Origin of the sequence: Sorangium sp. So ce176 (genome assembly GCF_051519835.1) — a bacterium.
In the GTDB taxonomy this organism is placed as follows: domain Bacteria; phylum Myxococcota_A; class Polyangia; order Polyangiales; family Polyangiaceae; genus Sorangium; species Sorangium cellulosum_G.
The window spans coordinates 6,513,970-6,536,448 of sequence record NZ_CP150371.1 but is presented as its reverse complement, the minus strand read 5'-3'; the positions used below and the strand labels follow the sequence as shown (position 1 = coordinate 6,536,448).

Annotated in this window: 21 protein-coding genes; 13 read left to right on the top strand and 8 right to left on the bottom strand. The window is 73.6% G+C overall.

Features of this window, described 5'->3' with window-relative positions:
- Window positions 1–45: 45 nt before the first annotated feature.
- A complete protein-coding gene (locus tag WMF42_RS24500) occupies window positions 46–1,317 on the bottom strand; it encodes a hypothetical protein (RefSeq protein ID WP_437685061.1) in 1,272 nt (423 codons plus the stop codon).
- 456 nt (window positions 1,318–1,773) lie between these two features.
- Complete coding sequence (locus tag WMF42_RS24495) at window positions 1,774–2,157, bottom strand: hypothetical protein (protein WP_061612323.1); 384 nt, start codon at window positions 2,155–2,157, stop codon at window positions 1,774–1,776.
- Between the two features lie 255 nt (window positions 2,158–2,412).
- On the opposite strand from WMF42_RS24495, the gene WMF42_RS24490 reads away from it, so the two are divergent.
- The 4 genes from WMF42_RS24490 to WMF42_RS24475 all read left to right on the top strand — a co-directional run bounded on the left by WMF42_RS24490 (window position 2,413) and on the right by WMF42_RS24475 (window position 4,963).
- A complete protein-coding gene (locus WMF42_RS24490; protein ID WP_061612322.1) occupies window positions 2,413–2,895 on the top strand; it encodes a DUF1348 family protein in 483 nt (160 codons plus the stop codon).
- 14 nt (window positions 2,896–2,909) lie between these two features.
- Entirely contained in the window at window positions 2,910–3,569 is a 660-nt protein-coding gene (locus WMF42_RS24485) for a class I SAM-dependent methyltransferase (RefSeq protein ID WP_061612321.1), read from the top strand.
- 196 nt (window positions 3,570–3,765) lie between these two features.
- The gene (locus tag WMF42_RS24480) at window positions 3,766–4,341 is read left to right on the top strand and encodes a glutathione S-transferase family protein (RefSeq protein ID WP_061612320.1); all 576 of its coding nucleotides are present in this window, start codon (window positions 3,766–3,768) and stop codon (window positions 4,339–4,341) included.
- A gap of 112 nt (window positions 4,342–4,453) precedes the next feature.
- Window positions 4,454–4,963: a hypothetical protein gene (locus WMF42_RS24475; protein WP_437685059.1), complete on the top strand. Its 510-nt coding sequence runs from the start codon at window positions 4,454–4,456 to the stop codon at window positions 4,961–4,963.
- 18 nt (window positions 4,964–4,981) lie between these two features.
- On the opposite strand, the gene WMF42_RS24470 is transcribed toward WMF42_RS24475, so the two are convergent.
- Window positions 4,982–6,187, bottom strand: a complete 1,206-nt coding sequence (locus tag WMF42_RS24470) for an acyl-CoA dehydrogenase family protein (protein WP_437685057.1) — start codon at window positions 6,185–6,187, stop codon at window positions 4,982–4,984.
- A gap of 357 nt (window positions 6,188–6,544) precedes the next feature.
- Between WMF42_RS24470 and WMF42_RS24465 the strand changes: the two genes are divergently transcribed.
- The 4 genes from WMF42_RS24465 to WMF42_RS24450 all read left to right on the top strand — a co-directional run bounded on the left by WMF42_RS24465 (window position 6,545) and on the right by WMF42_RS24450 (window position 8,768).
- A complete protein-coding gene (locus WMF42_RS24465) occupies window positions 6,545–7,132 on the top strand; it encodes a TetR/AcrR family transcriptional regulator (RefSeq protein ID WP_061612318.1) in 588 nt (195 codons plus the stop codon).
- Window positions 7,133–7,200: 68 nt separating this feature from the next.
- Window positions 7,201–8,058, top strand: coding sequence for a phosphatase PAP2 family protein (locus WMF42_RS24460; RefSeq protein WP_437685055.1), 858 nt, complete (start codon window positions 7,201–7,203; stop codon window positions 8,056–8,058).
- 62 nt (window positions 8,059–8,120) lie between these two features.
- The gene (locus WMF42_RS24455; protein ID WP_437685053.1) at window positions 8,121–8,279 is read left to right on the top strand and encodes a hypothetical protein; all 159 of its coding nucleotides are present in this window, start codon (window positions 8,121–8,123) and stop codon (window positions 8,277–8,279) included.
- 54 nt (window positions 8,280–8,333) lie between these two features.
- Window positions 8,334–8,768: a hypothetical protein gene (locus WMF42_RS24450; RefSeq protein WP_233562509.1), complete on the top strand. Its 435-nt coding sequence runs from the start codon at window positions 8,334–8,336 to the stop codon at window positions 8,766–8,768.
- A gap of 57 nt (window positions 8,769–8,825) precedes the next feature.
- Here WMF42_RS24450 and ribA read toward each other — a convergent pair whose 3' ends face one another.
- From ribA to WMF42_RS24435, 3 genes are all read right to left on the bottom strand, one after another.
- The gene (gene ribA, locus WMF42_RS24445; protein ID WP_061612315.1) at window positions 8,826–9,584 is read right to left on the bottom strand and encodes a GTP cyclohydrolase II; all 759 of its coding nucleotides are present in this window, start codon (window positions 9,582–9,584) and stop codon (window positions 8,826–8,828) included.
- 279 nt (window positions 9,585–9,863) lie between these two features.
- Window positions 9,864–11,315, bottom strand: coding sequence for an FAD-dependent oxidoreductase (locus WMF42_RS24440; RefSeq protein ID WP_437685050.1), 1,452 nt, complete (start codon window positions 11,313–11,315; stop codon window positions 9,864–9,866).
- A gap of 722 nt (window positions 11,316–12,037) precedes the next feature.
- Window positions 12,038–13,972, bottom strand: a complete 1,935-nt coding sequence (locus WMF42_RS24435; RefSeq protein WP_437685048.1) for a type VI secretion system contractile sheath domain-containing protein — start codon at window positions 13,970–13,972, stop codon at window positions 12,038–12,040.
- A gap of 80 nt (window positions 13,973–14,052) precedes the next feature.
- Between WMF42_RS24435 and WMF42_RS24430 the strand changes: the two genes are divergently transcribed.
- The 5 genes from WMF42_RS24430 (at window position 14,053) to WMF42_RS24410 (ending at window position 19,961) form a co-directional block, all read left to right on the top strand.
- Window positions 14,053–15,444, top strand: coding sequence for a homoserine dehydrogenase (locus WMF42_RS24430; protein ID WP_233561419.1), 1,392 nt, complete (start codon window positions 14,053–14,055; stop codon window positions 15,442–15,444).
- On the top strand, window positions 15,441–16,331 hold the full coding sequence (murI, locus tag WMF42_RS24425) for a glutamate racemase (RefSeq protein WP_061607910.1): 891 nt from the start codon (window positions 15,441–15,443) through the stop codon (window positions 16,329–16,331). Before WMF42_RS24430 ends, murI begins: the two co-directional genes overlap by 4 nt.
- Before the next feature lie 52 nt (window positions 16,332–16,383).
- Window positions 16,384–17,568 carry a chorismate synthase gene (aroC, locus tag WMF42_RS24420; RefSeq protein ID WP_061607909.1) on the top strand — a complete coding sequence of 395 codons (1,185 nt, stop codon included), beginning with the start codon at window positions 16,384–16,386 and terminating at the stop codon, window positions 17,566–17,568.
- A 5-nt stretch (window positions 17,569–17,573) separates the two neighbouring features.
- Entirely contained in the window at window positions 17,574–19,184 is a 1,611-nt protein-coding gene (gene aroB, locus WMF42_RS24415) for a 3-dehydroquinate synthase (RefSeq protein ID WP_437685045.1), read from the top strand.
- Between the two features lie 423 nt (window positions 19,185–19,607).
- The gene (locus WMF42_RS24410) at window positions 19,608–19,961 is read left to right on the top strand and encodes a response regulator transcription factor (RefSeq protein ID WP_061607907.1); all 354 of its coding nucleotides are present in this window, start codon (window positions 19,608–19,610) and stop codon (window positions 19,959–19,961) included.
- A 552-nt stretch (window positions 19,962–20,513) separates the two neighbouring features.
- Here WMF42_RS24410 and WMF42_RS24405 read toward each other — a convergent pair.
- Both WMF42_RS24405 and WMF42_RS24400 read right to left on the bottom strand, forming a co-directional pair.
- The gene (locus WMF42_RS24405) at window positions 20,514–21,260 is read right to left on the bottom strand and encodes a TenA family transcriptional regulator (RefSeq protein WP_061607906.1); all 747 of its coding nucleotides are present in this window, start codon (window positions 21,258–21,260) and stop codon (window positions 20,514–20,516) included.
- Window positions 21,261–21,528: 268 nt separating this feature from the next.
- Window positions 21,529–22,134, bottom strand: a complete 606-nt coding sequence (locus WMF42_RS24400; protein WP_061607905.1) for a hypothetical protein — start codon at window positions 22,132–22,134, stop codon at window positions 21,529–21,531.
- Between the last annotated feature and the right edge of the window lie 345 nt (window positions 22,135–22,479).

The window sequence follows — 22,479 nt, the reverse complement described above, 5'->3', positions numbered from 1 at the left end:
ATGAAGGCGCCGCGCGCCGGGGAGGCTGCCCCTTCGGCGGAGCGGTCATCGGGCGCGCGCGCGGAGGGCGCGCTCGACCTCGTCCTCGGCGAGCTCCCCCTCGGCCGCCCTCTCGAGGGCCGCGCGGAGCGCCTCGTCGGCGCAGGCGCCGGCGGCGATGCGGATGCGGCGCCGGTGGCCAGGGTCGGGCGCCGACGAGAGCGCCATGGCAGCGCCGATGCGGCGCTCCACGGGGGCTGCTCCGTCCTCGACGACGGAGGCGAGGTCGTCCGCGTCGAGGGGCGCGTCGCGGTAGCCGGCGCCGCCGCCGTCGCGCCGGACGAGCGCGCCGAGGGCGCTGCGCCACTCCGCGAGCGCGCGGCCGCGGCGATCGAGCGCCGCGAAGCGCGCGGCGGCGCCCTGGCCGCTCTGCGCCGCCATGGCCTCGCGCACCCGCGCGAGGAGCACCTCGGTGCTCGCGGCGAGGCGCGCGGGCGCCGGCCCCGCCGCCGCGGAGCCCTTGCTCATCCGCGCCATCGTCGGCAGGAGCGTGCGTGCGCCGCCGGGGTGAGCGAGCCAGACGCCGCGCTCGTCCGCGGACGCGCCTGTGACGAGCGCAAAGGGGATGAGGCGCCGGTGGAAGAAGCCCTTGATGGTGACGCCGTCCGTGCCCACGAGCGCCGTCCTCGCGCCGAGGAGCCGGAGCGGCGGATAGGCGAGGAGCGGCACCGCCACGGCGAGCACCGCCGCGAGGAGCGCCGTGGGGCCGCTCCACAGCGCGATCAGCGCGATGGGCGCTGTCGGGTACCCCATGCAGACGGCGAGGCAGATGAGGCCGAAGCGCTCGGCGCGGGTCAGCCGCTCCGCGGCCACGCTCACGAGGCGCGACGAGAAGACGTGCTGATCCGCGGCGAAGCCCGCGGCCCGGAGCAGCGCGCTCGCCTCCGCGGCGCCGCGCACCCGGATCCACGCGGCGTCTCCGCCCCTGCCCCGGAACACAACGTGATGCTGGCCGGCGAACCCGTCGATCCAGCCGGCCTCGAGGCGCGCGCGCTGGAGCCGCGTCGTTCGAGCGGCCTGCGCGACGACGATCTCGTCCCCCTCGACAGCGACAGTGGCGGGGCGCGCGGAGCCTCGCCTGGGCGTGGGCGCCGCGGACGTGGGATGGCTGATGAGGAAGAGTACGGCCACGACCATCCCCCACTGCGTGATCACCAGGAGCACGGGCGCGGCGGCCGTGAGCGCGGCGGCCCCGAGCAAGACGGACCACGCGGCGATGCGCGCGCGGCGCGCGTGGACGAACGCGACGCCCTCGCTCTCGATGCGCAAGCTGTTCACCCCGGCATCGTACACGCTCGGCCGACCATCACCCGGACGATGAACGACGGCGCGGGCCGACGACCAGCGAGGAGATCGAGAAGCTCGAGGCCCAGGAGGGGCCGATCAAGCCGCCGCCGCTCTCGCGGATCGCGGACCACATCGACCAGCTCGTGAAGGGGCAGCACGCGCCAGCTCACCGCGGCCGAGCTGCCCTCGCCGCTCCCTGAGCCGCCGGCCGCGGACCCGAGGCCCCGGGGGCCGCCGCCGGTCGCGACGCCCCCGGCGCCGGCCCCGCGGCCCGTGAAGCCTGCAGTCCCGCCGGACCCTGGCGGTCTGGATCTCCTGCTGTCGCGATAAAGGTCCTCCCGCGGCCTGACCGAGGCGCTCGGCGCGCGTCGACAGAGGCTCTCCGCGCGGCCGGACCGGGGTCGGCGCTGTGGCCACACCGAGGCTCTCGGCGAGTCGACTCCGCCGTTACGAGGAGCGCGCGCTCCGGCCGCCGCCGCTGCGCGCCTGCTCCCGGGAGGTCGCCTCTGCCTCGAGGCGATCGATGCGCTGCTCCCCGTCGCGGAGATCCGCGCGCATGGCCGCCACGTTCCTGGGGAGCTGGTCCAGCGGGGCCGGGACCTGGTCGGCGGGGCCGAGCCGGCGCAGCCGCTCCTCGGTCTCGTCGAGGAAGGCGCCGGCGCGCCGGTGCGCCGCGCGCGCGGCGCCGAGGAACTGGAAGCGCCACGGCGACGAGGCGGCGCGCTCGGCGCTGCCGAGCCACGTCTTCATCGCCGCGAGCTGGCTGGCGCCCCCGCGGATCGCCGCGAAGATCGCGTCCAGGTAGCCGGCGCCCCCCGGGTCGGCGCTCACGGCGTCGGCCCCCGCGCGCGGGAGCCGCTGCGTGGGCCCGTCGCGGGCGCGGCGCGGTTCAGACCAGCCATCGGAGAGCGCGATTCTAACGAGTCCTCCCCGGTGGCGCGAGGGCCAAGCTCGCCGCCGCTCCCCCGGCGTCGGCGCCGCGCGGCGCCTGGGGGAGGCGGGCGCGCGGCGCCGACGCCGGGGAGCCGCGCTCGAAAAGGGGTTGCCTGGGATGGGCGATTCGAGGAAGGTTCGCGCAGGTGCACCGTGAGCCAGGAACCCGCTGAGTCGCGCCCTCCGCTTCCGCCCTTCACCGCCGAGACCGCCGCCCGGAAAGCGCGGCTGGCGGAGGACGCCTGGAACAGCCGCGATCCCGCGCGCGTGGCCCAGGCGTACACCGTCGACAGCCGCTGGCGGAACCGGGCCGAGTTCTTCCAGGGCCGCGAGGCGATCGAGGCGTTCCTGCACCGCAAGTGGCAGCGGGAGCTGGACTACCGCCTGATCAAGGAGGTCTGGGCGTTCACCGGCGATCGCATCGCTGTGCGCTTCGCCTACGAGTGGCACGACGACAGCGGGAGCTGGTACCGGTCCCACGGCAACGAGCAGTGGGAGTTCGACGCTCATGGATTGATGCGGCGGCGCGAGGCGAGCATCAATGACGTGCGCATCGCGGCGTCGGACCGGAAGTTCCACTGGCCGCTCGGGCGGCGGCCGGACGATCATCCCGGGCTGAGCGAGCTCGGGTTGTAGGGGCGGTTCGACCGATGTCCACCCCTTCGAGCAAGGCTGAGATCGCCACAGCCTACGATCGCTGGGCCGAGACGTACGATGACGACGACAACCGGACCCGCGAGCTGGCGGCCGCGGTCCTCCGGCAGCGCGACCTGGATCTGACCGGCCGCGACGTGATCGAGATCGGGTGCGGCACCGGCCGCAACACGCCGTGGCTCGCCGAGCGCGCCACGAGCGTGCTCGCGCTCGATTTCTCCGAGGGGATGTTGCGGCAGGCGCGGGCCCGCGTGCGGTCTCCGCGCGTCCGGCTCGTGCAGCACGACATCCGCGCTGCCTGGCCGGTCGCGGACGGCGCGGCCGACGTCGTGATTGCCTTGCTCGTCCTGGAGCACATCGAGCACCTCGAGGCGATCTTCGCCGAGGCAGCACGGGCCTCGCGCGCGGGCGGCGAGCTCTTCCTGTGCGAGCTGCACCCGACGCGGCAGATGCGCGGCGGCCAGGCCAACTTCGTCAACAGGGCGACGGGCGAGCCCGAGCGGGTGCCCGCATTCCTGCACGACGTCTCCGAGTACGTGAATGCGGGGTTGTCGTCCGGATACGAGCTCGTTCACCTGGGCGAGTGGCGCGACGCCGGAGCCCTCCGGAACGATCCTCCGCGGCTCCTGTCCGTGCATCTCCGGCGCAAGGCGTAGTTCCGTCTGCGGTAAACTCACCCTCGACCGAGAAGCCCGCGCGTCTGCGAGCCTCGTCGAATCGCGCATAGAGCGAGGCGCGCCGCGCGCCGGGCTCTGCGTGAAGTAATCCATACCGCGGCTCATGATCCATGGAACGAGCCCCGGTATTCTGGCATGCTCACGGCCGTTCCATCAGACCGTCGAGGGAGATGCAATGAAGCTCTATTTCAACCAGCAGAGTCGCGCGGTGATCACCAAGTGGATGCTGGACGAGTGCGGCGCCTCGTACGAGCTCGTACCCATCAGCTTCGAGAAGCGGGAGCACAAGTCGCCTGAGTTCTTGAAGATCAACCCGGCTGGCAAGCTGCCCGCGCTGGTGGACGGCGATGTCCGGCTCTTCGAGAACGCGGCGATCTGTCTGTACCTGGCGGACAGGTTCCCCGAGGCCAGGCTGGCGCCCCCGATCAGCGCGCCGCAGCGGGGGCGCTATCTGTCGCTGATGGTCTATTCGACCTCGCAGCTCGAGCCGGCGATGGGCGACCGCCTGCTGAAGGTCGAGACGCAACCGCAGCGAGGGTGGACGGATTTCGACAAGGCGATGGACGTCGTCGAAGGCGAGCTCGGGGAGGGGCCTTATCTGTTCGGCGACTGGTTCACCGCGGCCGACGTGATGGTCGGCTCGATGTTCATCTGGATGCGCCTGTGGGCCGGCCCGACGGGCCGGCCCAGGCTGGATGCCTATGTGGACCGCCTGCTGGCGCGCCCGCACGGGGTGAAGATGGAGAAGTGAGCCCCTCGCCCGGCGGCGTGTCCGCCGGAGCGCAGCGAGCCCTGACGAGCTCCGTCCCATCGCGGCTCGGGGCCTCGCGACGATGCGACGGAGCTCGCGTAGGATGGTTGTGATGAAGCCTTCATCGCGCCATCGCCGCCGCGTGCTCGCGTCCTCGTTCCTCGTCACGGTGGCCGGCGGCGTGGCCGCCTGCGCCTCGACCCCGCCGCCCGATCCGCCGGACGCGACGTCCAACCCGCCGCCCCCGGATCACCCGCCGACCGGCGCGCCCGGCGTGGGAGATGCGGCCGCCTCCGGGGCGCTGCCCGACGGCGGGGCGACGGCGGCGCAGGACGCGGCGGCGTCGGGGCCGCCGCAGGACGGCGGCGCGACCGCGCAGGGCGCAGCCTCCATCGAGGCGCACCAGGTCGCCGGCGTGACGGCAGCGCAGGACGGGCCGCTGCCGCCGCCAGCGCCCGGGGGGACGGTGGTCCGGGACGAGGACGGCACGTGCAGGCAGTTCCTCCCCAGCCCGTGCCCGCGGCCTCTGCCGTCGCAGGACGGAGGCCCTCCCGTTGTCATCATGTGCAACCCGCCGCCGCCCCTGCGGGTCGCGTGTCCGCCGGAACGCGGCCCGCGCTGACCGCGCGACCGCCCCGGGTCAGCGCGCGCCGCCCGCGGCCTGCCGCGGGGCGAGCATCGGGTGCAGCTCGGCGATCCCGAGCCGCGCGCGCCCGGCGAACTCGTACGCGTCGTCGGTCGCGGCGATGTGCTGCGTCGCCGCGTGGACGTCCCGGAAGCACCGCTGCAGCGGGCTCTCCGCGAACAGGGCGCCCCCGCCGCCGGCGCGGTACGCGAAGCCCGCGACCTCCGCGGCCACGTCGGTCACGTACGTCTGGACGAGCCGGATCGCGCTCCAGTCGTCGATCGAGAGCGCCTCCCCGGCGCGCGCCCGGTCCCACATCCGCCCGAGCGCGTCGAACGCGTAGGCGCGCGCCGCGGCGAGCTTCGCCTCCGCGCGCCCGAGATCCATGTGGAAGGCCGCGTGGCTGCCCAGCGCGAGCTGCGGCCAGGCCTTGATGCGGCGCGGAGCGACAGCCGCGATCTCGTCGAGCGCGCGCCGCCCGACGCCGAGCGCGAAGCCGACGTGCCCCGCCGCGACCAGGGCGATGAAGGGCAACGAGTACAGGGCGCCGCCGCGCCGCTGCGGGGCCGCCGGGAACGGGCACGTCAGCGCCTCGGGCACGAACGCGCCCTCGATCCGGTAGTGCTCGCTCCCGGTGCCGCGCAGCCCGGCGACGTCCCACGTGTCCTCGATCACCACCCGCTCGCGCGGGACGGCGAGGCTGATCATCTCGGGCGGCCCCGCCGGCGGAGCCCCGCCCTCCGGCGCCACGACGGCGCAGGTGAACACCCAGCCCGCGTGCCGCACGCCGCTGCCGAACGCCCAGCGCCCCTCGACCGCGTAGCCGCCAGCGACCCGCCGCGCGAGGCCGGTCGGGACCTGGAGCCCCGCGAACGTGGGGAAGGGCCCCTCGAACACCTCCCGCGCCCCCGCGTCGGGCAGCGTGCCCCCGGCGACCGCGGCGAGCAGCGCGCTGATCATCAGCGACCACCCCGCCGAGGCGTCCGCGCGCGCCATCGCCTCGAAGACCTCGACCTGCGTCAGCGGATCGCACTCGGCGCCGCCCAGCGCGCGCGGCGCGGCCAGCGCGAAGAGGCCGCTCGATCGCAGCGCGTCGACGACCGCCGGCGCGAGCGTGCGCAGCCGCTCGGACGCCTCGGCGTGGGCAGCGGCGACGCCGCGCGCGCGCTCCACGGCGGCGAGGAGGCGTTCACGATCGGGAGATCGACGGGGCTCGGACATACGGGGCTCCTTCCTGATCCAGGGTGGGTGCGGCGCGCCGGCCCCCTCTGGGCCGCCCGCGCGCCCGATGATGACAGTGGCAACATGCCGAAGTTTCCACCGCCTACATTTTCTTCGAGGCCGCGCACCCGCCCTGCGGCGCGGGGCCTTCGTGGTATCGTGTGCGCCTGCGCTGTGGCTTCCTCCCCGAGACGCCGCCGTGCGCGCGCGCGCACCCCGCCTGCCCCAGCGTCGCCTCCTGCGTCGCCTCCTGCGTCGCCTCCCGCGTCGCCTCCCGCGTCGCCTCCTGCGTCGCCTCCTGCGTCGCCTCCTGCGTCGATCGACCGGCCTTACCACCACGGCGACCTCCGGCGCGCCGTGGTGGAGGAGGCGCTCGCCCTCATCGAGGAGCGGGGCAACGCGGGCTTCACGCTGCGCGAGGTAGCGCGGCGCATCGGCGTCTCGCACGCCGCGCCCTACCGCCATTTCCCGGACAAGCGCGCGCTGATGGCGGAGCTCGCCGTCCAGGCGAGCACGGCGCTCGCCGCGCAGATCTCGGCCGCGCTCGAGGCGGCCGGGGGCGCCGGGGGCGACCTCCGGGCGCGCTTCCTGGCCGCCGGTTTCGCCTACGTCCGCTTCGCGCTGGAGCACCCGGCGCCGTTCCACGTGATGTACTCCGGCGAGGTCGACCCCGAGGACCCGCGGGTCGCGGCGGCCACGTCGAGGAGCCTGGGGCTGCTCCTCGGCTTCATCGAGGAGGCGCAGCGCGCCGGGGCGTTCCCGCCCGGCGAGCCGATGGCGCTCGCGGTCCCGATCTGGGCGATGCACCACGGCGTTGCGACCCTCGCGGCGTCGGGCGCGCTGTCCAAGGCCGGCCCCGCGGAGCTCCGGCGCGTGAGCGACGACGCCCACGCGCGCCTGCTCGACGGGCTGCTCCTCGCCGCGCCGGGGCCGCCGCGCGCCTGATCTTCGCCTGATCTCCGCCGCGCGGCGGGTTCCCGTGCCCCGGCGCCCGGGCTACGCTCGCCCCCCTCGTGCGCGCCGCCCTCGTTGCGACAACGGTCTCCGCCCTCCTCTTCGCCCTCTCACCGGCCGCCGCCGCGGGGCCATCCCCCGAGCTCACGTACGTGCCGGAGGTCGATCTGCCCGTCACCGTTGTCGGCGGGGCCGCGTGGATCGCCACGGAGCTCGCCAAGAGGGGCCTCGCGCCCGACGCGTGCCGCTGGTGCGCTGTCGGCCCGCTCGACACCTCGGTCCGCGACGCGCTGCTCTGGAGCGGCAACCCCGGCGCCGCCCACCAGGTCAGCAACGTGACGGTCCTCGCCGTCGCGCCCGCCTCCGCGCTGGGCCTCACAGCGCTCGCCGCGTGGCAGGACGGCCGGACCGAGAACATCGCCGCCGACCTCGTGATCGTCACCGAGGCGACGGTGCTGGCGATGAACCTGAACCAGCTCACCAAGTACATCGTCGGCCGCCAGCGGCCCTATGCCCATTTCGAGAACGCCGACGTGCTGCATTGCGAGGGCGCGGGCTGCTCGCGCCCGCTCGCGCACGACGACGATCTCTCCTTCTTCTCGGGCCACTCGAACGCGGCCTTCTCCCTCGCCGCGGCGAGCGGCACCGTGGCGTCGATGCGCGGCTACCGCGCGGCGCCGTGGGTCTGGGCCCAGGGGATGGCGATCGCCGCGCTCTCCGGATACCTGCGCATCGCCTCCGACCGCCATTACTTCTCCGACGTGCTCACGGGCGCCGCCTTCGGCTCCGCGGCCGGCGTGCTGATTCCGTATCTGTTTCACGCCCCGCGCGCGCGTGTTGCGGGCCCGGACACGCGGAGTTTCCGCCTGTCGATCGCGCCGGCCGGCGTGGGCGTGGGCGTCGCCGGCGCCTTCTGAGTGGGGCATTCGCGGCCATAGGCAAGGGGTCGCGATGCCCTGAACGGCGTATGTAAGCAGTCTTGACAAACTGGATTCGAATTTTACACTACGCCTGTCAGCCAGAGATGCTGGCGCTCGGGCGACAGTTGCTGGAGCGCGAGTCGATGATGTCGAACACGCCGCGCCGCCTGAGCGGCGACGGCGGCGAGCTGCGGTCCGCGAACGGGCGTGCGCGCTGAGCGAGCCCGTTCCAGCGAGGTTCCGGCGGCTCGACAATGAAGGAGTCCGGCGACATGAACGTCGTTGTTGATCATTCGTCACACAATCGATGGATCGCGGGCGGCCTCGCCGCCGCGCTCCTCGTCCACCTCGCGGGCTGCAGCGATCAAGCGCTCGGGGCGCCGGTGCCGGGCGCCGAGCCGCAGCGCCAGGCACCGGACGCCGCGGCGCTCGCGCGCGACGAGCTGCTCCGGGAGGCCGCGCGGCTCGCGGAGATCCGGGCGGCGCTCGCGCGATCGCCGGAGGCTTCGCTCTCGCTGCTCGACGAGCACAGGGCGGAGTTCCCGGAGGGCCGGCTCGTGGCGGAGCGGGAGCTCATCGCGATCGACGCGCTGGTGCGCCGCGGGCGCGCCGACCAGGCGCGCGGGCGCGCCGAGGCGTTCCTCGCGCAGTTCCCGACGAGCCCTCACGCCGAGCGGGTACGCCGCCTGACCGGCGCCGCGCCGTGAGGCGAGCGCGGCGCCGCGGCCTGAGGCGATCGCAACGCCGCCGCGCGGCGCCGCGCCTCAGCTCGCGGGCGTCCGATCGGACTCGGGGGGCGCCATCCCGTCGACGACGACCGGGTCGCTCTGCTCGACGAGGTGCGGCTTGCCCCACGTGTCGATGAAATGGCCCGACCGCTTCGCCTTGGTCTCCAGGTAAAAGCGGTTGTGCTCATTCGGCGGGATCACGTGCGGGATGCGCCCTGCCACGGACACCCCATATTGCATGAGCTGCTGGACCTTGTTCGGATTGTTGGTGATGAGCTTCACCGACTTCACGTTGAGGCTATGCAGCATGTGCGCCGCGACGGCGTAATCGCGCTCGTCGTCCCGGAAGCCGAGCGCCAGGTTCGCCTCGACCGTGTCGAGCCCCTGATCCTGCAGCGCGTACGCCCGGATCTTGTTGATGAGCCCGATGCCGCGGCCCTCCTGGCGCAGATAGAGCAGGATGCCGCGCTCCATGCTCTTGATCTTCTTCAGCCCTTCGAGGAGCTGATCGCGGCAGTCGCAGCGCAGCGAGCCCATGACGTCGCCGGTCAGGCACTCGGAGTGCAGCCTCGTCGGCACGTTCGAGGCGCCGACGACATCGCCGTGCACCATCGCGATGTGCTCCTTGGCGTCGCGGTTGTTCCAGAACGCGACGATGCGGAAGTGGCCGGCGCGCGTCGGCAGCTCGGCGACGCCGACCACCCGCACACACACGTTCTCGTGGCCATATCCATCACAGTCGTGCTCTTGATCGCGAGCGACGAGCTCCAGCAGCGGATTCACCGGGTCGGTCATCGTCCTGTCTCCGCGAGGAGCCGCCTCGCGCGCCCTTCTTACCAGAACACGACCCGCAGGCAACGTTTCGCCGCCGGGCGACACCGCGGTCCACCGGAGTCCCCGCAGCGCAGCGCGCCAGGGCGCGCTGGCCCTTGGGCCGCAACGCGCCTGTGCTCGCATCCGCGTCCACGCCCTCGCGCTCCATCAACGTGGCAGTCGTCGCGTCGATGAACAACGTGGCAATCGCGTCCGTGAGCGGCGCGGCCCTGCGCCGATCGCCGCCCCGCCCGGGGCCGCTCATGTGTCGGCGGGCTGGCGCGCGTAGTCCGGGGCGGCCGCGCTCATCCGGGGGAGCGACGCCGAGAGCCCGGCGCGCAGCGCGCGCAGGAGCAGGCGCGGGCTCACGAGCGCCTCGGGCCCGTCGAGCATGTGCAGCGCGCGCACGAAGCGCACGTAGACCTCGCGGTCGACCTGCGCGGCGCGGTGCAGCACGCCGGTGTACCAGCGCAGCACCGGCTGGAGGAGCGGCCGCTCCCCCTCGGTCTCGGGGTAGGCGAGGTCTTCCCCCGTCGACATCTGCCACGGCAGGTCGACCGCCTTCGCGGCGGCCGCGTGGTAGCGGCGGGTGAGCCCCGCGATCGCCCCCTGGCCCGCGCGGCGCCGCTGCTCGGCGAGCGCGGCGTCGAGGGCGAGCGCCTGGAGGCAGGCCGACGTCATCCCCTGCCCGTAGACCGGGTTGAAGCTCGCGAGCGCGTCGCCCAGCACCGCGAGCCCCTCGGGCATGCGCGCCATGCGCTCGTAGCGCCGCCGGAGGTGCGCCGGGAACTTGTAGACGGCGATCTCCGTCTCCGGCTCGGCCCCGAGCAGCGCTCGGTACAGCGCGTCGTGCGGCAGGCCCCGCGCGAACTCGAGGAAGCCCTCGGGGTCGGCGGGCGGGTGCTCGCCGAACAGGCCCGCGAGAACGACCATCCAGCGCCCGCCCTCGACGGGCACGATGCAGCCGAACCGCCGGCTGTCGGACGGCGAGCCGAGGATGTAGAGCGAGGTCCACGGCACCTGCGCCGGCTCGCGCGGCCGGTACTGCCGGCTCGCGTACCCGACGCGCACCTTGATCGTCGACTCGAGGGGCCGCGGGTACCCGAGCGCCTCCAGCCACGCCGGCGCGCGGGAGCCGCGCCCGCTGGCGTCCACAACGAGCTCCGCCGGCAGCGCCTCGACCTGGCCCGACGCGTCGCGCCGCCGGACCACGACGCCCGTGAGCCGGGAGCGGTCGGGCGACGCCGAGAGCTCGACCACCTCGCGCCCGTCCAGACGTCGCACCCCGGGCAGCGCGAAGGTCCGGCGGCGCACGTGCGCCTCGAGCAGCGGCCGGGTCATGCACACGGTCCGCACCCCCGTCGCGCAGCGCGGCTTCCACGCGCCGAGGTGGTGCCAGGCGAGGCCGAGCCCGAAGTCGTACGCGACCGCCCCGTCCCGGATCAGGTCCTCGGTGAAGCCCGGGAAGAGATCGTTCAGGATGCGCTCGCCCCGGGCGAGCAGGCCGTGGACCTGGCGCGCCTGCGGCACGCCCCTGCGGGGCTCGCGGAGATCGTCGGGGATGCCGTCGCGCTCGATGACGGCCACCTCGTCGAAGTGATCGGCGAGCACCCGGGCCGCGACGAGGCCCGCGATGCTCCCGCCGATCACCACGGCCCTGCGGCCGCCGAACCGGTGATCGGGGCGGAGGTTCTGCTGGGGGGAGGGGTTCATGGAGCCACGGAGATTGCAAACCACGGGCCGATCCTGCTGGAGGCAAGGCGGACGCATCAGGCGCCGTCCTGATGCGACGTTATTCCCGCGCCGCGCCGGACGCGCGGGCCGGGTGATGTCGCTCACCCGCGCGATTGCGTAGCTACGCAATCGGCTGCTCTCCGTCGCCACGAAACAGGCCCTCAGGCGCGCGCTTTCGTCGTCACCGGAGAGCGACCCTGGCCGAGGTTCGGCGCGGAGCGGCCGTGTCTGGAAATTGACGGCTGACAGCTCACGACGGGCGGCGGCGACGCGGTGTATGGGAGAGCGCGGAGTGCGACGCCTTCATCCGAGCTCCTGCGAGATGGGTTGAGCGATCTCGGACCGTCCGGGAACCCATGACAGGAAACCAGGTCTGCTCCGCCCGCATGGAGCGCGGGGACGTGCTTCGCGCACGCCTGTGCGCGACTCGTGCGCGCTCCTGCGCTTCCCGCGCCGAGCACGACGCCGCCGGCGCAGGAGGCGGGCATGCAGACCCGGGAGGTGCGGCGCGGCCTGGACGATGGCGCGGCGGTCGCGGCTACTTCTTGCGACAGCCGCACGAGGCCGCCGGCGCTTGCGGGGCCGGCCGCTGGCACGTCGTCACCAGGGTGCTCAGGACACAGAGGAGGATCGCGACGCGGAGCCGCATGACGGCCATTCTCCCCCTGCGCGCCGGGCGGCGTCAATCGTGACCAGCGGGCTCAGCCGAGCGGGACCTCGAGCGACACCTCGTCGAGCCCGACGCCGAGGAAGCGGCGCGGGCGCACCGCGACGGCGACCAGCGCCCCGCCCTCGGCGCGGGCCGCCTTCACCGAGAGCTCGATGGTGGCGGGCGGCGCGTTCTCGAACAGCGTCCACAGCGCCCCCTCGACGACGGGCTGGACCTCCGCCGGGTCGCTGTCCGGGGGCAGCTTCGCGCAGAGCGCGCGCAGGAACTGGACGACGCGCGCGACGAAGAGCTGATCGACAAGCGAGACCCGATCGAGGCGCGCGTCCGGCTCGGCGGTGGCGCTGTCGTACGTGAGCTTCTCCGGCGGGACGTAGGCCGTCGGCGCGGTGAGGACGTACACCGCGTCGCTGTTCGGCGCCGACGCGAGCAGGAGCACGCCGCTCTTCGCGAGATCGCGCTGGGTGTCGGTCGACACGAACGCCTCGGTCGGGATCGCGACGCCCTCGTCCCCCTCGTACGCGCCCTTCACCTCGTGCACCGGCAGGTCCCCGATCACGCCGCCGCCCTTCGCGCCCGCGATGCGGCACGGCCACGCCGTCTCGCGGAAGCTCGCCGCGATCAGCGCGCCGACAACGTACGCCGGCGGGATCCAGACGCGGCCGCCCTCGTCGGCGGGCTGCTCGACGATCGTCGCCTCCCGGATGCGCGAGGTCGACCTGTCGTAGGGCATCCGGCCGAGCACGCGGTTCATGGCGATCGCGACCCAGCGCATGCAGTGCCGCGCCGCGGCGGAGCGCCACGGCGCCCGGTGCGGCGCCTGGAACAGCGCGGCCTTGTTGTCGAGGCGCTCGACGCCGCCGAGCTCGTCGACCCCGAGCAGCCCCGCGGCGCCGTTCACGACGGCGGGGAGCGCGTGCGCCTCGGCGACGCGCGCGATCTGCTCGAGCCGCGCGAGCGAGGCGGCGGTGCCGTCGATCGCGACGTCCACGATCGCGACCGACGCCGGCGGCTCGGTGCTCGCCGTCTGCGCGAGCACCCGCTCGAGCGCGCCGGCCGCCTCGTCCGGCCGCGCGCTGACGACCTCGATCCGGACGCCCTCCGCCGCCTTCACGCGATCGACGAGCAGGCTCAGCCCCCGCCACGCCTCCTCGAGGCGCCGCACCTCCGGGTGCTGCAGGATCGCGCCGAGCTGCGCGCCGATCGCGCGCTCGAGCTGCGCGATCGCCTCGGCGGGGCGGGCGGGCTGCCCCGCGCGCGGGCGCGCGCTCGCCGCCACTGTCGCGATGAGCTCCGAGAACCGCCCCCCGTCCGAGGGCTTCGGACCGGCGTCGTCCGGCGTCGCCGGTGACGCGGCGGCCTCCCCGCCGCCGCCCCCGCCGAGATCGACCATCGAGAGCAGCGCGTCGATGTCACCGCCCGGCGCGGGCGCAGGCGCGGCGGGCCGCGCTGCCGCGGGCGGCGCCGGCCGGGCGGCCACGGCGCCTTGGCGCTCCGGCAGCAGCCCGAGGATGTCGCGCCCGAGCGGGGCGCCGCCCCAGAGCCGATCGAGCTCGGCGCGCGCCTGATCGAGCGTTGTCGAGCCGTCGCGCAGCCGATCGAGGACGCGCCGGGCGTCGAGCAGCGATCGCAGGAGCGGCACCTCGGCGCACAGGGCGTCGGGCCGGAAGCTCTTCAGGCTGGTGGGCGACAGGTCGACGCGCGCCGGCCGGCCCCCCGCGAGCACGCTCGGCACCTCGATCGCGATCCGCGGCCGGAGCATCGCGAAGAGGTTATCGAACCGGCCCGCGTCGACGCGGATCGCGCCCGCGGGCGGGCTCGCCCCGGCGTTGTGCGGATCGCGGGGGACGAGATCGGCGACGACGAGCACGCGCAGCGGGAGCAGCGGCCCCCGCGCCGCGGCGCCCCCGTCCTCGCCCACGTGGAACCTGAACTCCTCGCCCAGAACGCCCTTGATCGTTTCCGCCATGGCCCGCGCAGCATAGGCGTCACCTCTCGGCGCGAGAAGCGCTAAGCTCCGCGCGCATGAAGACGGAAGGCGGTCCGCCCTTGAACTTGAACCCTGAACCCCACGCCGCCAGCGATCGCAGGCGCCTGCGCGGCGGCGCCCCGATCCAGATCGGGCTCCTCGGCTGCGGTACTGTCGGCGGCGGCGTCCTCCGCCTGCTCGCCGAGAACTCCGGTTACCTCGCGGAGCGCGCCGGCGTGCCCCTCGTGGTCAAGCGCGTCGTCGTGCGGGACCTCGAGAAGGAGCGCGTCTCGGCCCTGGATCGCGGCCTGCTCACCACGAGCGCGGAGGAGGTGGTCGACGACCCCACGATCGACCTGGTCGTCGAGGTGATGGGCGGCGAGACGCCCGCCCGCGCGCTGATCGAGCGCGCCATCGACCGCGGCAAGGGGGTGGTCACCGCGAACAAGCTGCTGCTCGCGGCCCACGGCCCCGCGCTCATCGCGCGGGCCGCGGCGCGCCAGGTCGACCTCGCGTTCGAGGGGGCGGTCGGCGGCGGCATCCCGATCATCCGCACGCTCCGGGACGCGTTCGCGAGCGACTGGGTCGAGCGCGTCACCGCGATCGTGAACGGCACCTGCAACTACATCCTCACGCGCATGCGCGACACGGGCGCGTCGTTCGAGGCCGCGCTGCGCGAGGCGCAGGACCTCGGCTACGCCGAGAAGCCCGATCCGTCGCTCGACGTCGACGGCCACGACGCCGCGCACAAGCTGATCGTGCTCGCGATGCTCGCCTTCGGGGCGCAGGTCGACAGCGGCGCCGTCCACACCTCCGGCATCCGGACCATCGAGGAGGCCGACCACCGCTACGCCGACCGCTTCGGCTACACGATCAAGCACCTCGCGATCGGCCGCGATCTCGGCGATTCCATCGAGCTGCGCGTCCACCCCACGCTGATCCCGAAGCAGAGCGTGCTCGCCAACGTCTCCGGCGTGCTCAACGCCGTGCTCCTCGAGGGGCGCGCCGTCGGGCCGTCGCTCGTCTACGGCCGCGGCGCCGGCGACCTGCCGACCGCGGTCAGCGTCGTCTCCGACGTCCTCGACGTCGCGCGCTCGATCGCCTCGGGCGTCGCGGGCATGCAGGGCCGCGGCATGTCGATCAAGCCCCGCCGGGTCCGCCCGCTCAGCGAGATCGTCTCGCGGTACTACCTGCGCTTCGCGGTCGAGGACCGCCCGGGCGTCATGGGGCGCCTCGCCGGCGCGCTCGGCGACGCGGGCGTGAGCATCGAGCAGATCGTGCAGCAGGGGCCGACCAAGGCGAGCCAGGGCGCGGCGCCCGCGGGCGGCGCGGCGGCCCGCGAGCCCGCCGTCGACGTGGTGCTCATCACGCACGACGCGCAGGAGGGGCTCGTGCGGAGCGCGCTCGACGCCATCGCGCGCGAGGAGTTCCTGCGCGAGCCGCCGCACCTGTTCCGCATCGAGGAGCCGTGACGTCGCCCGGGGACGCGCCGCTCGGGGTGTTCGACTCGGGCCTCGGCGGCCTCACGGTCGTGCGCGCGCTGCGCAGGCGCTGCCCGGCGGAGGACATCGTCTACCTGGGCGACACGGCGCGCGTCCCGTACGGCACCCGGTCCCCCGAGACGGTGGTCCGCTACGCGCTCGGCTGCGCGCGCGTGCTGATCGAGCGCGGGGTCAAGGCGATCGTCGTCGCGTGCAACACGGTGAGCGCCGTCGCGCTCGACATGCTCCGGGTCGAGCTCGACCTGCCCGTCCTCGGGGTCATCCTTCCCGGCGCGCGGGCCGCCGTGGCCGCGTCGCGCGGCGCGACGATCGGCGTGCTCGGGACGGCGGGGACGATCGCGTCCGGCGCCTACCCCCGCGCCGTGGCGTCGCTCAGCACCCGCACCGAGGTCGCCGGCCAGGCGGCCCCGCTGCTCGTCTCGCTGGCGGAGGAGGGGTGGATCGAGGGCGAGGTCCCGCGCCTCGTCGCGCGGCGCTACCTGGAGCCGCTCATCGGCGCGGGCGCCCGCTCGATCGTGCTCGGCTGCACGCACTTCCCGCTGCTCCGCGCCGCGATCGAGGCCGAGACGGCGGCGCTCGCCGGCGGCCCCCTCCCGATCGTGGACAGCGCGTCCGCGACAGCGGAGGAGGTGGCGTCGTTCCTCGCCGAGCGGGGGCTCGCGACGTCCCGGAGCGCGCCGGGCAGCCTCGCGCTGCTCGTCACGGATCTGCCGAAGAGCTTCGCCTCGGTGGCGGCCCGGTTCCTCGGGGAGCCGGTCGTCGGAGCGGAAGGCGGCCGGTCCCCGATCCGCCCCGAGACGGACGGCGCCAGCCGATCCGGGGCCCAGGGCGTCGACGTCGAGCAGATCGACCTGTAATAGGCAGCAAGCTTGGCCCGGAGCCCCGGGCGCAGAGGAGGTTTTCCAGACGATGACGCAGCTCAGGTGGCTTTCGGCCGGCGAGTCGCACGGGCCGGAGCTCGTGGCGACCGTCGAGGGTATTCCGGCGGGCATGCCGCTCCTCGCGGAGGACGTCGACGAGGATCTGGCGCGGCGCCAGCGCGGCTACGGGCGCGGCGGGCGGATGAAGATCGAGACCGACCGCGTCCGCCTCGTCGCCGGCGTGCGCGGCGGCGAGACGCTCGGCGGCCCCATCGCCATGGTGATCGAGAACCGCGATCACGCGAGCTGGGCCGGGCGCATGGGCCCGGAGCCGTTCCCCGAGCCGCCCGAGGCGCTCACCCGCCCGCGCCCCGGCCACGCGGATCTCGCCGGCGGCCTGAAGTACGCCCGGCGGGACCTGCGCGACGTGCTCGAGCGGGCGAGCGCGCGCGAGACCGCGGCGCGCGTCGCGGTGGGCGGCGTCTGCCGCAAGCTCCTCCGGTCGGTCGGCGTCGAGGTCTTCGCCCACGTCCTCTCGATCGGCCCGGTGCGCTCGCAGATCTCCGCGGCCTCCGGCCTCGGCGACCTCCCGCTCACCGAGCTCCGCGAGCGCGCCCGCGCCTCCGACCTCGCGTGCGTCGACGCCGCCGCGGCGCAGGCGATGCGCGACGCCATCCGCGAGGCAGCGCACCGGGGCGACACGCTCGGCGGCGTCTTCGAGGTGATCGCCACCGGCCTGCCGCCTGGGCTCGGCAGCCACGTGCAGTGGGACCGCAAGCTCGACGGCCGGCTCGCGCAGGCGCTGATGAGCATCCAGGCGATCAAGGGCGTCGAGATCGGCATCGGCTTCGAGGCCGCGCGCATCTCGGGCTCCGAGGTGCACGACCCGATCGGGTACGACCAGGCGTCGAGCGCGTTCACCCGCCCGTCGAACCGCGCCGGCGGCCTCGAGGGCGGCATCACGAACGGTATGCCGCTCATCTGCCGCGCCGCCATGAAGCCGATCGCCACGCTGAAGCGCGCGCTCCCCTCGGTCGACGTGCGCACCAAGGAGCAGTTCGACGCCGCCTTCGAGCGGAGCGACGTCTGCGCCGTCGCGGCCGCCTCGGTCGTCGGCGAGGCGATGGTGGCGATCACGCTCGCCGCCGCCCTGCTCGAGAAGTTCGGCGGCGACAGCCTCACCGAGCTCTCGCGCAACGTCGACACCTACCTCCAGCAGGTCCGCTCTTACTGAACGCCATGCAACTCCTCCCCGACGCACCTCCGCTCCTGCTCACCGGCTTCATGGGGGCCGGAAAGACGACCGTGGGCCGCCTCGCCGCCGCGCGCGCGGGCCTCCCGTTCATCGACCTCGACGACGCCATCACGGCGGAGGCCGGCGAGAGCGTCCCGTCGCTCTTCGCCTCGCGCGGCGAGGCCGGCTTCCGCGCGCTGGAGGCGGCGACCCTTCGCCGGCTCCTCGCGACGCGCGGCCCGCGCGTCATCGCCCTCGGCGGCGGCGCCCTCGTCGACGCCGCGCTCCGCGCCGAGGCGCTCGAGCGCGGCTGCGTCGTCGCGCTCAGCGCGACCCCGCGCACGATCGCCGCGCGCACGCCGGGCGGCACGCGCCCGCTCCTCGACGGCGCGCCGGACCGGGAGGCGCGCATCCGCGAGCTCCTGGCCGCGCGCGCGGCCGTGTACGCGGAGGCCCACGCGCGCGTCGTGACCGACGGCGTCGCGCCCGAGGAGGTCGCCGCGCGGGTCCTCCGCGCCTACGCGGATCGCCCGCTCTTCGTGCCGCTCGGCGACAAGAGCTACGCGGTGCGCATCGCCTCGGACGCGCCGGCGTCCGTGGCCGACGCCGTCGTCGCGCTCGCGCCCTCGTCGGTCTTCGTGGTCACGGACGAGAACGTGAGCCGCCTCTGGGGCGCGCCGCTGCTCGACGCGCTCGCGGCGCAGGGCAAGCCGGCCGCCGCGGTCACGGTGCTCCGGCCCGGCGAGGAGCACAAGCGGCTCTCGGCCGTCGAGGCGGCGCTCACCGCGATGATCGAGGCGGGCGCCGATCGCGACGCGGTGGTGCTGGCGCACGGCGGGGGCGTGGTGACCGACATCGGCGGCTTCGCCGCCTCGACGCTCCTGCGCGGCGTCCGCTGGGTCGGGGCGCCGACGACGCTCCTCTCGATGGTCGACGCGTCGGTAGGCGGCAAGACCGGGGTCGACCTCGGCCCCGCGAAGAACGCCGTCGGCACCTTCCACCAGCCGTCCGCGGTCGTCGCGAGCCCGGCGGCGCTCGCGACAGAGACCGACCGCGCCTACCGGAGCGGGCTCGCCGAGGTGGTGAAGACGGCCTGCATCGGCGACCCGGACCTGCATGTGCTCCTCGAGCGCGAGGCCGATCGCGTCCTCGCGCGCGACCCCGGCCTCCTCGCCGAGATCATCCGGCGCTCGATCGCTGTGAAGGCGGCCATCGTGGCCCGCGACGAGCGCGAGTCGGGCGACCGCGCCCTGCTCAACCTCGGCCACACGCTCGGGCACGCCCTCGAGGCGGAGGGCGGGTTCGTCCGGCTGGCGCACGGCGAGGCGGTGTCGCTCGGCATGGTGGCGATGCTCCGGGTCGGGTGCTCTCTCGGCGTGACCGACAGCGCGTCGGCCGACAGGGTGATCCGCCTGCTCGCCCGGCTCGGGCTGCCCACCCGGATCGAGGACGAGCCGGTCTCCGCCGCGCTGCGCTTCCTGTCGCTCGACAAGAAGCGCCGCGGCTCGACGGTCCGCGCGGTCCTGATGCGCGACATCGGCAGCACGTTCGTGGAGCCCATGCAGCTCGACCGCCTCGCGTCGCTGCTCGAGCGCGCCGCGTCCGGCGCCGCCTGAGCCTTCCGGCTCGGTCCATCTCCGAAGAGGTGATTGCGCTCACGTCCAGGCGCTCTCCCGCTCGCCCCTGCCGGCGCGAGCGGGAGCGCGCCCCGAGCGGTCCTGGCGCGGGCCGAGCCGGCCTTTGCCCCGTTTTCCGGCGAGCGGCCCGGGAGATGGCGAATGGCGCCGGCGCGGCCGGCTCACGAACCATCGCGCCGTGTGCCTGAGACAGCCCTGCTCCGCGCGGGGGCACCGCGTTTCACGCGGCGCGCGCCCTTGTTGTCGCTGGCCTCCGGTGGCAGCGGGCGATTGCGGTGAGGGTGAAGAAAATCAGCGCGGTTCCAACATCCTCGAAAAAGTGCCCCACGCGCGGCCCGCGTCGTTCGCTTCGCGCTATCCTTCCGGGCGCAGATGGTGACCGCGACAAAAAAGAGAGTTCTGGTGGTGGAGGACGAGGAGGACACGGCGGCGATGATTGCCCGGTTCCTCAGCGACGAGTTCGACACCGTGGTCGCGACGAACGGGGTCGAGGGTCTGGCGCTGGCGCAGCAGGAGCCGCATCCGGATCTCGTCATCGTGGACATCATGATGCCGAAGCTCGACGGGGTGAGCATGACGAAGCGGCTCCGCGAGAACGACCAGATGCGCCGGGTGCCCGTCATCTTCCTCACCGCCAAGTCGGATCCGATGGACGTCATCGCCGGCATCCAGGCCGGCGCCCGTCACTACATCACGAAGCCCTTCGTTCTCGACGACCTCAAGAAGAAGGTCCGCAAAGCCGTCTACGGCCGCTGAGCGGGGCTCACCCGCTTCGGAGACGGGCCCATCTCGACGTTTTCGGTGCTCGGCGTACAGGAGTACGCCTGTGCGCCGAAAACGCCGATCTGGGCCCGTCTCCTGTGCGGGTGAGCCCCGCTCTGGGACGCTCGGAATCAACGGAGGGGGCGGAGGGGGAGGGGAGAACGGCTGCTGGGGGCGCGCGCGCGGAAGACGTGCGATCGCAGAGGGGGGGCGTGCACGAGAGCCGTTGAGGGGGGGTCGGGCGGTGGGCGGCAGGCGATCCTGCAGTGAAGGGGGGAACGTCGAGGACGCTTGAAGACGGAAGAGGGGCAATCAGAGAGCATGGCGCTCTCGGTGTCTTCTAGTTTCGTCGTGGTCGTGCGAGCGGCGTTCGTCCGGACTGCGGGGCTGGGCGGGAGATGCCGTGGGGCACATCAGAGGCGGACGCGACCGCGAGAGACTCGCTGCTTCGGCGCGCCGCAGGGGTAAGGAGGAACTGTCGTCTCCCGCCGCGGCTCGGGCGGACGTCCGCCGCGAGGGGCGCGCGCTGCGGCGGGAGGGGGCGGTTTAGCTGCGGCTGCGGGGCGCGTTGCTGCAGGCCTTGAAGGCGCGCTCGAACAGCTCGAGGGAACGGCCGATGCTCGAATGCACCCGGCGGATCTCCTCGGCGGAGGTGGTCGCGAGCTTCACGATCTCCAGCGCCTCGCGCGGGTGAGCGTCATCGTAGTTCGCATGGGCAGCGAGCCACGTCAGCGCCTTGCTCCCCTCGCCGTATTGCTTCGTGAAGGCCGGCAGCACCACGCGCGACCACTCGCCAGTGACACCCTCGATCGCATAGTTGACCGCGCCGACAGCCTCGGCCAGAGAGCCGCGGTAGGAGACCGACCAGAGCCAGTCGAAGAGCGAGGCGACCTCCGTGGTCGGACGATGGCTCGTGATCTCCGAGGCGCTGATGCCGTGCCCCGCCGCCCAGTCGAGGTACCAGCGCACATGCAGCGCCTCGACCCGGATGTTGCCGATGAGCCAGTCGCGCACCAGGGAGTCGCGCGGCGTCTGTCCGTACGTCGTCTTCGCCAGGCTGAGCCCCATGTACTTCGGGAACGCCTCGACGACGCAGAAGAACTCCCGGATCATCAGACCCCAGGTCTCCTGATCGATCGGCTCCGTCATCGTCCGCGCGATCGGAGGCGTGTAAACCGCGGCCTTCCACTGGTCGGCCAGGGACTCGAGCATGTCCTCGACCCAGACCGGATGCGGCGTCGCCTTGAGGCTGTCCTTGACTTCCTTGTGCCGCTGCGAGCGAGGTGACAGCATGAATTTACCTGGTGGGTTGCTGGGTCAATCTCCCTCGTGCCTGCCCGCCGGTCTCCGCTCCACCAAACCCCTCAGGCTGACCGGCCCGCGGCCGTCAGGAGACAATGCGCGGCGCGGGCACGATGCTGACCCCCAGACGCTGAGGATGAAAGGGCCAGCACGATGACCTCACCATGAGAGGCTTCGCGTACATGTGTCCCGCCTGCATCCAGTTTGGATCGGAGCGAAGGATCAAGTCAACAGGCAAATGGGCGGTCCGTTCAGCCGCTCACCATACGACCTCGGAGAGGCACTCGGTCGCGCCGCGGAACCGGCACCGCTGGTGAGTCACCTTGGGGGTCGACGCACCGCACAGGAGCAGCGCCTGCTCCACCCACCCGCACACGCCATCGCCGCAGTTCATCGCGGACGGCCCCTCGTCGTCCCCCGTCGGACCGGTGATCGTCAGCACCCACTCCCGCGGCTTCACCATTCGCGGGAAGACCTTCCCGGAATCGAAGTAGCGCGACCAGAACATTCCAGTGCGGGCGACGATCGTGTCGGGCATCGCGATCGAGAGCGCGAACTTCATCACCGTATTGAGGTCGCGATCCGCGACATAACGGGCAAACCGCTTGATCTCGGCGGCCTGGTCGCTCGCGGACCGCACGTGCGTTCGCAACGCCCGGTTCCAGACGCCGATCGGATACCAGCTGCTCGGCAGCAGCGGCTGATACAGTACGTCCCGGTCTGACTTGGGGAGCGACGTCACCAGCCGCTCCCAGGCCCCGGCATCGCGGTTCGTCGTGACGAACGACCGGAGGTTGACCAGCAACGTTCCTTTGCATCGACCGGCGGGGATCGAGGATTTGCTCTTCGTTTCGTGCGTCTTCATCGCGGCGAACCTACGGCGGGAAGGCCCTGACGACGCCGGCCCAGGTCGCGGGCGCAGCGGGCGCGGTCTCGGGCGGGAAGCCCTGCCGGAGAGCACATCGTCGGGGGGACTCCAGGAGTCGTGGTTGTACCTTGCAGGGGAGCGTGAGTTCGCCTGGATGGCAAGAGATGATTACACGGGAGCAGGCGTGCGACATGGAATGAAGCGGCGCTGGACGAGCCTTCGCCGGTTGTCCAGCCCTCGTTTCGACCCGATGGCCAGACCGCAGGATGCCAGCGTCGGTCCCGATGCGGGGTGCAGGTGTAATCGACATTACCCGCCTCCGTGGTTCGGTCGATGCCGCGG